This window comes from Belliella aquatica (assembly GCF_014637795.1).
GTDB classification, from domain to species: domain Bacteria; phylum Bacteroidota; class Bacteroidia; order Cytophagales; family Cyclobacteriaceae; genus Belliella; species Belliella aquatica.
Map to the genome: position 1 here is coordinate 37669 of NZ_BMFD01000013.1, position 14588 is coordinate 52256.

At 40.1% G+C, this 14588-nt stretch carries 4 protein-coding genes; all 4 read left to right on the top strand.

The features are described from left to right. Positions 1 to 4355, top strand: a 4355-nt coding sequence (locus IEV57_RS15185; RefSeq protein WP_194383028.1) for an MBG domain-containing protein, incomplete at its 5' end; no start/stop codon positions are given. A 104-nt stretch (positions 4356 to 4459) separates the two neighbouring features. Beyond that, complete coding sequence (locus tag IEV57_RS15190; protein ID WP_188443900.1) at positions 4460 to 5407, top strand: PorP/SprF family type IX secretion system membrane protein; 948 nt, start codon at positions 4460 to 4462, stop codon at positions 5405 to 5407. A gap of 826 nt (positions 5408 to 6233) precedes the next feature. Continuing rightward, positions 6234 to 7478 (top strand): helix-turn-helix domain-containing protein, encoded by a 1245-nt coding sequence (locus tag IEV57_RS15195; protein WP_188443901.1) that lies wholly within the window; start codon positions 6234 to 6236, stop codon positions 7476 to 7478. Between the two features lie 362 nt (positions 7479 to 7840). Then, on the top strand, positions 7841 to 14588 hold a 6748-nt coding region (locus tag IEV57_RS15200; protein ID WP_188443902.1), incomplete at its 3' end, for an MBG domain-containing protein.

Consider the following 14588-nt stretch of genomic DNA (forward strand, 5'->3'; position numbering starts at 1 on the left):
GAGGGATAACATGGACCGCTACTTTGACACCAGGCGCCGGGGTTGAAAATGATACCAACCTGATCACACTCGATAATACTGGCTATGTTGATGGGGCAGGAAATTTAGGAACTGGCACCACGGATTCCAATAATTACACGATTGATACCCAGCGTCCGACCGCAACAGTAGTGGTTGCAGATATACAATTGAGAGCTGGAGAAACAAGCGTTGTCACAATTACTTTCACGGAAGCTATAACCGGATTAGCCATTGATGATTTTATCGTTCAAAATGGCAGCATATCGGGTTTGAGTTCTTCTGATGGAGGAATTACTTGGACTGTAACATTAACTCCGGACTCCGGTGTGGCAGATGCCACTAACGTGATTACATTAGATAATGCCGGGTATGCTGATCAGGCAGGAAACACTGGAACAGGAACCACAAATTCTAATAATTATGCGATCGATACCCAGCTTCCCACCGCAATTGTAGTGGTAGCAGATACACAATTGTCTATTGGGGAAACAAGTCTTGTCACGATTACTTTCTCGGAACCTATTGCAGGATTAGCAATTGATGATTTTACCGTTCAAAACGGAAGCATATCGGATTTGAGTACTTCCGATGGAGGAATAACTTGGACGGTAACATTAACTCCGGATTCTGGCGTTGAAGATGCTACCAATCTGATTTCACTGAATAATACCGGGTATGTTGATCAGGGAGGAAATGCTGGAATAGGAGTTTCCAATTCCAATAACTATTCCATTGATACCCAACTACCCTCAGGCTATTCGGTTTCCATTCTTACAGACCGAATCAATGGAGTCAACCAGAACAACTTCAGGTTCAGGTTGATTGATGGTGAAATTGGAGCTGATTTTTCCTATACCATAACCAGTAGTGCAGGAGGAACCCCGATTACCGGAATCGGTGAAGTAACTAACAGCGATCAGTTCATCAGCGGGATCGTGGTAGAGGATCTTCCCGATGGAGAATTAACCTTAACTGTCACCTTAACAGATGAATCCGGTAATGAAGGATTACCAGTATCCGATACGGTGGAGAAACTCTTGCCTGCCCAATTGACGATAAGGGTAGTTCAAGAAGCGGACGAAGAAGGGAATGACGGATTATTTGAAATAACAACTGATAATACCTTTGCTGCAAACACCACGGTGACTCTTGAGATTGGAGGTACGGCCACTTCGGGAGTTGATTATATGTCGATTGGGGTCGAACTCCTTTTCCCAGGCAATACTAGCACGGTGTCTATTCCTGTTTCGGTAATCGATGATTTGGATGTAGAAGGGGATGAAACAGTAATTATCAGGCTGGTATCAACCAACAATTCATTGGTTACAATTGGTGAGCCTAGTGAGGCTACCATGACGATTGCGGATAATGATGTGCCTAGGCAATTGACTATTACCCCAGATGCAAATCAACAGAAAGTGTATGGGGATGAGGATCCGACGACCCTTAGTTACACCGCCAGCGGATTTGAACTAGGGGATGATGATACCATCATCCAAGGGTCACTTACCCGGCAGGCTGGGGAAGATGCAGGCACTTATTCCTATACATTAGGGAATCTGGATGCAGGGCCGAATTATGAATTGGTACTTAACCCGGAAGTCTTTACGATAACTCCAGCGACTCTGACGATCGAAGTAGACGAGCTTGAAAAAGTATATGGAGACACTGATCCAGATTTTGCCTATACTGCAACAGGCTTTAGAAGAGATGATATAACAGGGATCCTTTCAGGAACATTTGGCAGAACAGCAGGAGAAAACGTTGGAACATATGCGTTTAACTTAGGAACACTAAGTGCAGGAGCCAATTACAATCTACAGTTGATCAGCACTACCCCTTTCCTAATTTCACCTGCACCGTTGAGGCTAATAGCTGATGATAAACAGAAAATCTTTAATACGACCAATCCACCATTAACCTTCACCTATGATGGTCTTGTTAATGGAGATACACAAATCCAGACTTTACCAACGATTGTTACAACGGCTACTGAAACCTCACCAGCAGGCACTTATCCAATTATCTTAAACGGAGGTTCAGATTCAAACTATTCGATCTCAAGAGTAGAAGGAACCCTGACTATCGGACAAAAAGCAGTCACTATCACAGCGAATAACCAAAGCAAAGTGTACGGTCAAGCCAATCCAGTCCTCACCTTTAGCTACGAAGGCCTATTGGAAGGCGATACGCAAATCCAGACCGAACCAAGCATATCCACTGAAGCTACAATCAGCTCCAATGTGGGAAGTTATGAGATCACGCTAAGTGGTGGTTCAGATCCGAACTATGACTTTACGCTTGTGAATGGAACCTTGAGCGTTACTCCAGCTACCCTCACGATCACAGCAGATGATCAATCTAAAGTCTATGGCCAAGCAAATCCTCCATTGACCTTCAGCTACGCTGGCTTAGTTAATGGTGATTCTGGAATTGCGGTAGAACCAAGTATAACATCGGCAGCATCTGCAAACTCAAATGTGGGGACTTATGATGTCACACTGACTGGTGGTTCAGATCCGAACTATGCAATCACACGGGTAAATGGTACTTTGACCGTTACTCCAGCTGACCTAACTATCACGGCAGATGACCAAAGCAAAATTTATGGGGCGGCCAATCCAACCTTAACTTTCACTTATTTAGGTTTGGTGAATGGAGATACACAAGTAGCAACAGAGCCAAGCATTACAACAACTGCTACGTCAAGCTCGAATGTTGGAACTTATCCGATTACTTTATCAGGTGGTCTTGATGCGAATTATGACATCACTTTGGTTAATGGAACATTGACAGTTGGTCAAAAAGCAGTAACCATCACAGCTGAGAACCAAAGCAAAGTTTACGGGGAAGAAAATCCAACCTTAACCTTTACTTACACAGGTTTGGTGAATGGAGACGAGAAAGTAGCAACAGAACCAAGTATCGCAACAACTGCTACGGAAAGCTCGAATGTTGGAAGTCACCCAATTACTTTATCAGGTGGAGTAGATGCGAATTATGCCATCACTTTGGTTAATGGAACATTGACAGTTGGACAAAAAGCAGTTACCATCACAGCCGAGGACAAGTCGAAAATCTATGGCGAAGCCAATCCAGCCTTGACCTTTACTTACACAGGTTTAGTCAATGGAGATACACAAGTAGCTACAGAACCAAGCATTGCAACAAGTGCCACGGCAAGCTCAAATGTTGGAACTTATCCGATTACTTTATCAGGTGGCATTGATGCGAATTATAATATCACGCTAGTTGATGGAGAGCTGGAAGTAACACAAGCTACTTTGACCATCACAGCCAATGAAGGGCAGTCCAAAATCTTTGGAACGGCTGATCCGGTATTGAGCTATTTTGCAACAGGTTTTGCAGCTGGTGATGATGAACAAGTATTGACTGGTAATCTGACAAGAGCTACAGGTGAAGTCGTAGGAACATATCCAATTAATCTTGGAAGCTTAGCAGCTGGAGGAAATTATCAGATTGTATATACAAGCGCAGATTTTGAGATTATCCCTGCAGTGATTGAAGCGGTTATGCAGCCCGCTCCAATCGAGACAGTTTGGGGAGTTTATCCAGGTTTACCTTCCACAGTCACAGTAATGACAACTGATGGTCAATTCCTAGCATTACCGATCACATGGGATTTACAAACCTTGTATGTCTTTGGGAATGGAGAATATCCGCTAACGGCAAGCATTAATTTACCATCAGGAATTCTGAATACAGAAGCGTTGACAGTTGAGATCGTGGTGACTGTTCTTCCTAAGCCAGCACCAGAGGATATTCTGCTTGACAACAACAGTTTTGAGGCGGATGCTGGACTGAACTTTATCGCAGTGGGTAACCTGACCGTAATCGACCCAATCGATAATCAGCATGATATTTCATTGGCGGATTTGGCCTTTGACAATGTGTATTTCCAGATCAACAATGGAACCTTATTCTGGAACTCAGTAGAAAGAGCAGATGGCAGAACAGAATTTAAGATTTTGGTTCGCGTCCAGGACCGAGACGGAAATATTCTTGAAAAGGAATTTACCATCATCAGAAATAGGACATCGGTTAGCAATATTGAAATCTTCAATTCCTTCACTCCTGATGGAGACAATGTAAATGATACTTGGGGAATAAAAGAATTGAGATTCTATAAAGGAGTAAGGATTCAGATCTTCGAAAGAAGTGGAAAGCGCCTATTCTATACTGAGAATCCTGATGTCAGATGGGATGGTACTTTCAATTCAACTGATATGCCAACTGGAACTTACTACTGGACAGTAGAAGTAGGAGAAACAGGAGAAGTGAGAAAAGGGATGTTGAATTTAATAAGGAAATAAGAACGATGTACAATGTACAAAGTACCAAGAATTACCACTGAATGAGTTTAGAACTCTGACTTGGTACTTGGGACTTTGTACTTAGTACAATAAAAAAATATATCATGAAAAAAACACTCATCATATTTATAGGAATAGTCTTAGTAACTACAACAGATATTCTCGCTCAATCTAGAAAATACGTGTCTCAGTTCAGCCACATGCAGAGTTACTTCAATCCCGCTTTGACGGGGTATGAAGGTTCGAACTTCCGTGGGCTTGTTCGCAATCAGTGGGCAGGCTTTGAGGGCGCACCGATGACATATGTGGGTTCGCTCGAGTTTGATATTGCAGATTTTTCGAAGGGCTCAGACGCTAACAAAAATGCCTTAGGAATAAATATCCTACATGATGAATATGGAGCATTTTTAGAGACAGAATTGATCGCTTCTTATGCCTCAAGGATTCAGATTGCGGAGAAGACTTCACTAAGATTGGGAATGGGCGTTAATTACAATCGAGTAAGATTGGATGGAAATAGTCTAACGACTGAGCAATCTAATGATCCAAAAATTGCGCAATACTTGAATGGATTTGCCAATATGCAGGTAGTGGATTTTAACATTGGTTTGGCCTTGACCCATCCGAATTATTACATTTCTTATGCAATGCACAATGTGAATCAGGGAGCGATCAACTCGGGTGATGTTTTTATGGAGCGGAAGCCAAGAGTTGGAATCGTGCAAGCTGGATATAGAAATGCGATCAATGAAAATTTGGCGATAGCGACCAATTTCATGTACAGAAGTCAGGAAGATTTGCCAGACAATGTTGAGTTGAACTTCAAAGTATTGATGATGGACAAGATCTGGCTAGGAGCGGGGCATCGAATCGATTATGCGAACAATTTTCAGTTAGGCATCTTACTTCCGATGATGCGGATTGGCTATGTCTATGAATTACCAATGAACAAGTCCTATTTGCTTCCAAACACTACTCATGAATTCCTGGCGGTGATTCCTCTTTTCAAGAAGAATATCAGAGATGATAAGAAGGAAGTTTTGATTTGGTGATTCAAAGGGACTTAAAATTAGGTCGTAATACTATTGTTATAAAAAATAAAGGCCCAAACCAACGCTCTCCTTTTATAGGGTTAACTGGATTTTCTAAGGGCTTTTCAAACTCCTTAATAAAAAATCAAATATTTTTATCGGAAAGCGAGAATTAGATCAGAATTAAGTTCCGGGTGTCTTTGATAATCAATTTCCTATTTACAGCTTTTATAGGCAGATAAGTAAGGGAAAGGATCTCCCGATCATGTCGTGGTAGCCGCTGAAATCCTATTCTTTTTGGTAAGTTTTGAGAAGTTTCTGCTTTAAGCAAAAGCTAACTGCCAAAATAAATTTTAAAAAGTCCTACCACGCCGATCATCGCCCCTGATGTAGTCGATAGAATAATCCTTGCAGAATCAGATCTATTGGCGAGAAAAAATATTGTCATTCCCTCTTGAGATATGTCCAAGAAGCTAACCAAATGGACTCTATTATATAAATGGCTTTAGCTAAAAAATAAGCTATGTTTATTGTTGATTTCATAAAAAATGGATTTGGTTTTTATAAGTTTAATTTTTTCAATTGATAAAAAATGTATTTGAAATACTTACTTTTTGTGATTAAATACTAATTTTATTTCTAGAGAAGCTAATTGCCTTTCTTCTTTTAAAAAAATAATAATGATTATCCGCAATCGCGTCAGTAATTAACTTGAAAACCTGAATTATATTGGATAATTGTCAACAGTTCTTGGATAACGGTCAACTGATGATCTAAATCTGATGATTATATTATTTTGGATGGCTACTGGAATGAAAGCTGATATGCATAAAAATAATTAACGAATATGGAGTTTCAATTACTCTTTGTCATCATCCTATTGGCTATTGCTACATTCAATAGCTTGATTTTAATTTTCAAAAAGGAGAATAATATGCTGAAGTATAGATATCTCAATACTTCATTGTTCTTCTACAATTTTTGCTTGGTGATTTATTACATTTGGTTTGAAGCGGGATATATCGTTGAAGTACCGCAACTATTGAGGACGCTCAGTCCTTTGATGTATTTATGTGCGCCTTTTTTTTACTTCTTTATTAGGAATGCCGTTGAAAATAAGACTGGATTAACAAAAAAAGATTTTATTCATTTTCTTCCTGCGTTGATTCACCTTATTGATTTGCTTCCATTTTATTTTGAATCAATTCAAACAAAAACAGTTTTTGCTGCTACAATTGTCACTGATCATTCTCAGATAAATTCTGAAGCTGATGGAATTATTCCTATTCAATTTCATTATCTCTTTAGGATTTTCCTTCAGACCTTGTATTTTATCTATTCTGTTCATTTAGTAAAAAAGTTAAGTACTAGGTTACTTGTTTTAAGTAATTGGAAGCAACATGTTCAAAGAGACTTATTTGTTATACTGATTTGTTTAGGTTGGTTAGTTTCATTTCAATTTATTTATGCTGTTTTCGAGTCCTTGCTTTTACTTGAGGTAATAGATTTGTCAGTAGAGAATTATTATTTGAGGAGAACTTCACTCGTGGGTCTTTTGGGATTAAATATATTCGTGAATTTCAGATTAGGAACAAGTAGTGAAAAGAAAGGTGATGAGGAAATGACATTAAGCAAGCAGACAAAAGCAAGGATTAGCCCATCGCATTTGGTTGATTCAATTCAGCAAGAAGACAGCGAAAAAATAGAGACAGAAATTTTAGCAGCTTTTTCTATAGAGGAAATAGAATTGACCAAGTCTAAGATTATTTCAAAGTTGAAAGATGAAAACCTTTTTACAGAAAGTGGACTGACTTTAAATCATTTTGCCAGCCAAATAAACACCTCTCCAAAATTAGCATCATTAGTTATCCATAAAGAGTTTAATACAAATTTCAAAGAATTTTTGAATCAGCACAGGATAGCCTATGCCGTCTCCAAAATTGAAGAAGGCTATCTTGATGATTTTACATTGGTAGCATTGGGTGAAATTTCAGGGTTTAATTCAAGGACTACATTTTTTAATGCTTTCAAAAAAGCGAAGGGCTGTAGTCCTTCAGAGTATTGGAAGAATTTTCAAGAATCTCCTTTATAATATGAATAGTTTTCTTAGGATTTCCTGAATTCTCCTGATCCTACTCCCTGTATTTTTGTTGAAATCCGTTTTTTGTAGATCTTCATAATCTACCAATTTTTATTGTTTTAATATCAGTTCAAAGCCACTAATCATGAATTTTTAAGTTGAATATCGCACTTTTGGAATTGGACGGTGGATCCGTACCAATTTTTAATAATCTGTTTTCTGCATTTGAAATCTTGGTTATTGGACTTCTCTGACTTTGTGTTTCAAAAACAGATTTTGAAACATGTAAAAGTTGAAAAATGACTTGGTTTTGGTGTGATTTGTAACAAATGAATCATAAAAAAAATGAAGGATACGTCTAAACTTATTCGGGTATGAAAAAATTATTTACGTTCAATTTAATTCAACAAGTCTTAGGATGTTTACAATTGATCAATTGTAGAAAGTTTCCAGATTTTAGTAAATTTCTAAAATTACACTTTTTCCTTATTGCTTTTTCCTACAATTCCATTCATGCTCAAGTTATTTCAACAAGCACTAGTTCTACTGTAGTGATTGCTGGTGGTGAAGATTTTGTGGTCAATGCAGGAGTGACTCTTTCAAATACAAATAGTGTGGCGACTGCAGGTTCTGGTAGTACTTCTATTGTTCTTCCAAATTTCACTAATAATGGATCTATGGTTGGATCATCAACTGGCGGCGCTATTATGAGTGCGTTTAATAGTAGCGTCAAAACAAATTTTATTAATAATGGTACGATGAGTGGTAAAGGAGGGATTAATTTTTATTCCCCTATTACTTTAACAAATAATGCTTCTAGATCTATTTCAGGAACCGATCGGGCTATTCATTTTCATAGTGGTTCATCTGGGACGGATTTGGTGAATAATGGTTCTATACAAGGAAATTTTTCTTCAATTAGGATTTACTCAGGTGCAACAATTAATAGTCTTACAAACAATTCAACGGGAAGAATTGGAGGTACAAATTGTAACAATATACTTGGAATTGAGCATGGAGGGACAATTACAACTCTAATTAATTATGGTACTATAAGAAATTGCAGAAGTGACTTTGCTGCAATAAATGGTTCTTCCGCAACTATAACAACTTTAAAAAATTATGGAGTAATTAATAACAATAATTCTACCAGAAGTATTTCAGGTACTGCGGTGACCAATTTATATAATTCTCAAAGCAACTTTAATTTTAATGGGAATCTACCAACTAATTACTTTGTCTATATAGATGGTTCTAAAACTGGTAAAATTACATTTACAAATCCTGGTTCATCAACTTTAAATTTTGGTATTGATCCAGCAAGTACTTTGCCCAGCGGTACTTACGCTGCAGTTTTAAGTGGAATTAACGCAAGTAATATTATTTCTGGTACAAGTGGTGTTTTTGGGGAAAAAGTTTGGACATTAACAAACCCTACCGGGACACAGTGGGATTTAATAGTAAGTGCTCCAGCTACAACAATGTCAATTAATGGTGGAGAAAATCAATACACTATGGCAGGATCTGTAGTTTCTTTAGCCCCTAGTGTGTTGGTGACGGATGATAATAGCAATCCAGTTTCCGGCGTATCGGTAACCTTCGCTGTGGCCTCAGGCGGAGGTAGTATTACGGGTGGGACAGCGATTTCCGATGCTAGCGGTATAGCTACTTTAGGTAGCTGGACTCTGGGTTCCACTGCGGGTATAAATACGCTGACAGCCAGCAGTACTGGTTTAAGTGGCTCTCCACTGACCTTTACCTCAACAGGTATTGGTGATGCCACACAACTAGCCTTCTTGGCACAACCTGAGAACGCGGCTATTGGGTCATCAACCGGCACTATCACCGTTGAAATTTTGGATGCAAATGGTAATCGGGTGATCAACAACACTTCTTCGGTTACTATGTCTATTGCGAATAACGCTGGAAGCGGAACGTTGGCTGGTACAGTAAACGTTAATGCGGACGCTGGTCTGGTCACATTCTCCGGATTGAGTATTAATAAGGTTGGCGAAGGGTACACTCTGAGTGCGGCATCGACCGGACTTACATCGGCGATCTCCTCGGCATTTAATATAACTAAGAAGGAACTGACCATTGCTGATCCGACCTTAACCAAAACGAAAGGCTACGACGGTACTGCAATTGCGGAGGTTGTGGTTGGAGCGCTGAATGGAGTATCCCTGGACGACGATATTACCGTGACTGCGTTTGCCAGCTACAATGATGCCTATGTTGGTACAGGTAAGACAATTACAGTGATATACTCGCTAGATGGTTCGGATGCCACTAATTATATATCTCCTGTCAATTTTGTGGTGACCGATGGTGTTATTACAGCGAAAAACCTGACTATAGCGAGTCAGAATTTGACTTTATCCAAAACCCATGATGGAACCAATACTGCTTCGATTACAGATATTGTTTTAGATGGAGTTGAGCCAGGTGATGATGTGACCGTGAGTGGGCTTGCGACTTATGCTGATGCTACAGTAGGCACGGGTAAAACAATCACAGTGGTCTACACGCTAGACGGAGCTGATGCTGCAAATTATTTAGCACCTGAGAATACGGTAGTAACAACTGGGGAAATTACTGCTAATCTTCCCACGATTACCTCCACACCAAACACCACAGTACCTTACGGTGAGTCATATAGTTATAGCGTGGTAGCTACTACAGAAGGTGATCTGGAAACTACCCTTACTGCCCCAACTTTACCTTCTTGGTTGACCTTCAGTTCAGATGGTCAAAATAGTGCAACTCTGTATGGCAATGTACCTGCTGGAGTGAGTTTATCAGGTGTGGCTGGAGACGAAAACGGAAATATTTATGCCATTCGTCAAAATGGAACCGAGATTTTTAAAATTGAGCCTGATGGAACTACAACTTCTTGGAAGTCAGGAATGAAGTCAGGTTTTATAGTTGCATTACATATCGCCAATGGATACATTTATGTCCCACGATATGGAGATCTTACTCACTCTATTACAAGAATTCCTCTAAATGACCCGATGGCAGATGAAGAGATTTTTCTTACGGGCTATGGTGGAATAGCATCGTTGATTGATAAGGGTAATAACGTATATGCAACGGATATTAACTCTAATTTAATATTGAAAATTGATGAACCTACTAAAGCAGTTAATATCGTTCTATCTAATACCAATGGAATCATTACTCCCTTTGGATTAACATTTGACAATGAAGAAAACCTTTACATAGCAACATGGTCAGATAGAAGAATTTTGAAATATGACGGTGTAACTGTTAGTTCAGTATTAAGTTTGCCGAATAATGTTTCTTCTATTAGAAAGGATAGAAACAATAATTTTTATCTATCTATGTCAGGTGGAGGAGTAAGAAAATATACTTCAGATTTTAGTTCTTTTCAGGTAGTTTCTTTATTAGCAACTGATAATATTTGGAGTCTTTCTTTCACTTCAAGTGGCGCTTTGGTATATGCGAAATACAATACAAATGAAGTGTACCGTCTCCAGACAGGTGCAATATTGACAGGAACTCCAGCTAAGTCAGATATAGGAGATCATCCGGTAGTATTGAGAGCTGAAAATAATGCTGGATTTACCGAACAAAGCTATACAATCACGGTAACTGACGAGACGGCTCCTCTGGTTTCGACTCTTGTGCCAGCAAATAATGCTACGGATGTGGAGCTTCAGCCTTCCTTGTCCACAACTTTTGACGAAAAGGTAGTACTGGGTACCACAGGCACATTTACAGTGAATAACGGAAGTTCGGTGCTCAGAACTTACGACCTATCCATTACAGAGGACCGGAATGCATTTACACTTTCCGAGAATCAGTTGACACTCACGCTTGACTTGGATATCACTCTACCTGTGAATACCATGATTACGGTCGGCATTTCTGCAGGCTTTGTAAAGGATATTGCCGACAATGACTTTGCAGGTATCGCCGAAGACTCCAACACTTGGAGATTCTCCACAATCAATAAACAGATGCAAACCATCACTTTCCCTGAAATTGCCACCAAAACTTATGGAGATGAAACATTCACATTAGGGGATGCTGAGACGGATAGGGGTTTGACTGTCACTTACACAGCGGTTGACCCGACAGTGGTAAGCATAACCGGCAATCAGGCCACGATACTTAAGGTTGGAAGCACGACCATTACAGCCTCACAGGCAGGAGACGACACTCAATTTGAGGCAGAGAATGTTCAGCGTACACTGACAGTTGGACAAAAAGCAGTAACGATCACAGTTGAGGACAAAAACAAGGTTTATGGCGAAGGAAATCCAGCATTAACCTTCACTTACACAGGTTTTGTGAACGGAGATACACAAGTAGCAACAGAGCCAAGCATTACAACAACCGCTACGGCAAGCTCGAATGTTGGTACTTATCCAATTACTTTATCAGGTGGGCTAGATGCGAATTATGACATCACTTTGGTTAATGGAACATTGACAGTTGGACAAAAAGCAGTTACCATCACAGCCGAGGACAAAAACAAGGTTTATGGAGAAGAAAATCCAGCCTTAACCTTTACTTACACCGGTTTGGTAAATGGAGACGAGAAAGTAGCAACAGAGCCAAGCATCGCAACAACTGCTATGGCAAGCTCGAATGTTGGAACTTATCCGATTACTTTGACTGGAGCAGCAGATGCGAATTATGACATCACTTTGGTTAATGGAACATTGACGGTTGGTCAAAAAGCAGTAACCATTACAGCCGAGGACAAAAACAAGGTTTATGGCCAAGCCAATCCAACCTTAACCTTTACTTATACAGGTTTGGTGAATGGAGACGAGAAAGTAGCTATAGAACTAAGCATTGCAACGACTGCGACAGCAAGTTCAGGAGTAGGAACTTATCCAATTACTTTAGTGGGTGGCGTAGACGCGAATTATGACATCACTTTGGTCAATGGAACATTGTCAGTTGGTCAAAAAGCAGTAACCATTACAGCCGAGGACAAAAACAAGGTTTATGGAGAAGAAAATCCAGCCTTAACCTTTACTTACACAGGTTTAGTCAATGGAGATACACAAATAGCAACAGAGCCAAGCATTGCAACAAGTGCTACAGCAAGCTCAAATGTCGGAACATACCCAATTACTTTATTAGGTGGTGTTGATGTGAATTATGCCATCACTTTGGTCAATGGAACATTAACTGTAAATCAAAAAGCAGTAACCATCACAGCTGAGGACAAGTCGAAAGTTTACGGCGAAGCCAATCCAGTCTTGACCTTTACTTATACAGGTTTGGTGAATGGGGACGAGAAAGTAGCGACAGAACCAAATATAGCAACAACTGCTACGGCAAGCTCAAATGTCGGGACTTATCCGATTACTTTATCAGGTGCTGTAGATGCGAATTATGCTATTACTTTGGTTAATGGAACATTGTCAGTTGGTCAGAAAGCCTTGATCATCACGGCAGACGACAAGCAGAAAATCTATGGCGAATCCAATCCAACCTTGACCTTCACTTACACAGGTTTGGTGAACGGAGATACACAAGTAGCAACAGAGCCAAGCATTGCAACAACTGCTACAGCAAGCTCAAGTGTTGGGACTTATCCGATTACCTTAACTGGTGGGGTAGATGCGAATTATGATATTACTTTGGTTGATGGAACACTGACAGTTGGTCAAAAAGCAGTAACGATCACAGCCGAGGACAAAAACAAGGTTTATGGCGAATCCAATCCAGCCTTGACCTTCACTTACACAGGTCTAGTGAACGGAGACGAGAAAGTAGCAACAGAGCCAAGCATAGCAACAACCGCTACAGCAAGCTCGAATGTTGGAACTTATCCAATTACTTTAGTGGGTGGGTTAGATATGAATTATGACATCATTTTGGTTGATGGAACATTAACTGTAAATCAAAAAGCAGTAACCATCTCAGCCGATGACAAAATCAAGGTTTATGGACAAGAAAATCCAGCCTTAACCTTTACTTACACAGGTTTGGTTAATGGAGATACACAAGTAGCAACAGAGCCAAGCATCGCAACAAGTGCTACAGCAAGCTCGAATGTTGGAACTTATCCAATTACTTTAGTGGGTGGTCTCGATGCGAATTATGATATCACATTGGTTAATGGAACATTGAGAGTTGGTCAGAAAGCAGTAACCATCACAGCTGAGAACAAAAACAAGGTTTATGGAGAAGCTAATCCAACGTTGACCTTTACTTACACAGGTTTGGTGAATGGAGACGAGAAAGTAGCGACAGAGCCTAGCATTGCAACAACGGCAATATTGAGCTCAGCAGTAGGAACTTATCCAATTACTTTAACTGGTGGAGTAGATGCGAATTATGATATCACTTTGGTTAATGGAACACTGACAGTTGGTCAGAAAGCGGTAACCATCACAGCTGAGAACAAGTCGAAAGTCTACGCCGAAGGAAATCCAGCCTTGACTTTCACTTACACAGGTTTGGTGAATGGAGACGAGAAAGTAGCAACAGAGCCAGGTATTGCAACAACCGCTACAGCAAGCTCAGCAGTAGGTACTTATCCAATTACTTTATCAGGTGGTCTTGATGCGAATTATGACATCACGCTAGTTGATGGAGAGCTGGAAGTAACACAAGCTACTCTGACGATCACAGCCAATGAAGGGCAGTCCAAAATCTTTGGAACGGCTGATCCGGTATTGAGCTATTTTGCAACAGGTTTTGCAGCTGGTGATGATGAACAAGTATTGACTGGTAATCTGACAAGAGCTACAGGTGAAGTCGTAGGAACATATCCAATTAATCTTGGAAGCTTAGCAGCTGGAGGAAATTATCAGATTGTATATACAAGCGCAGATTTTGAGATTATCCCTGCGGTGATTGAGGCGGTCATGCAGCCTGCCCCAATCGAGACAGTTTGGGGAGTTTATCCAGGTTTACCTTCCACAGTCACAGTAATGACAACTGATGGTCAATTCCTAGCATTACCGATCACATGGGATTTACAAACCCTGTATGTCTTCGGGAATGGAGAATATCCACTAACGGCAATCATTAATTTACCATCAGGAATTCTGAATACAGAAGCGTTGACAGTTGAGATCGTGGTGACTGTTCTTCCTAAGCCAGCACCAGAGGATATTCTGCTTGACAACA

What these genes read in the sequence shown, in the direction of transcription:
- IEV57_RS15190 (WP_188443900.1), top strand. Translation starts at nt 4,460, where the DNA reads ATGAAAAAAACACTCATCATATTTATAGGAATAGTCTTAGTAACTACA.
- IEV57_RS15195 (WP_188443901.1), top strand. Translation starts at nt 6,234, where the DNA reads ATGGAGTTTCAATTACTCTTTGTCATCATCCTATTGGCTATTGCTACA.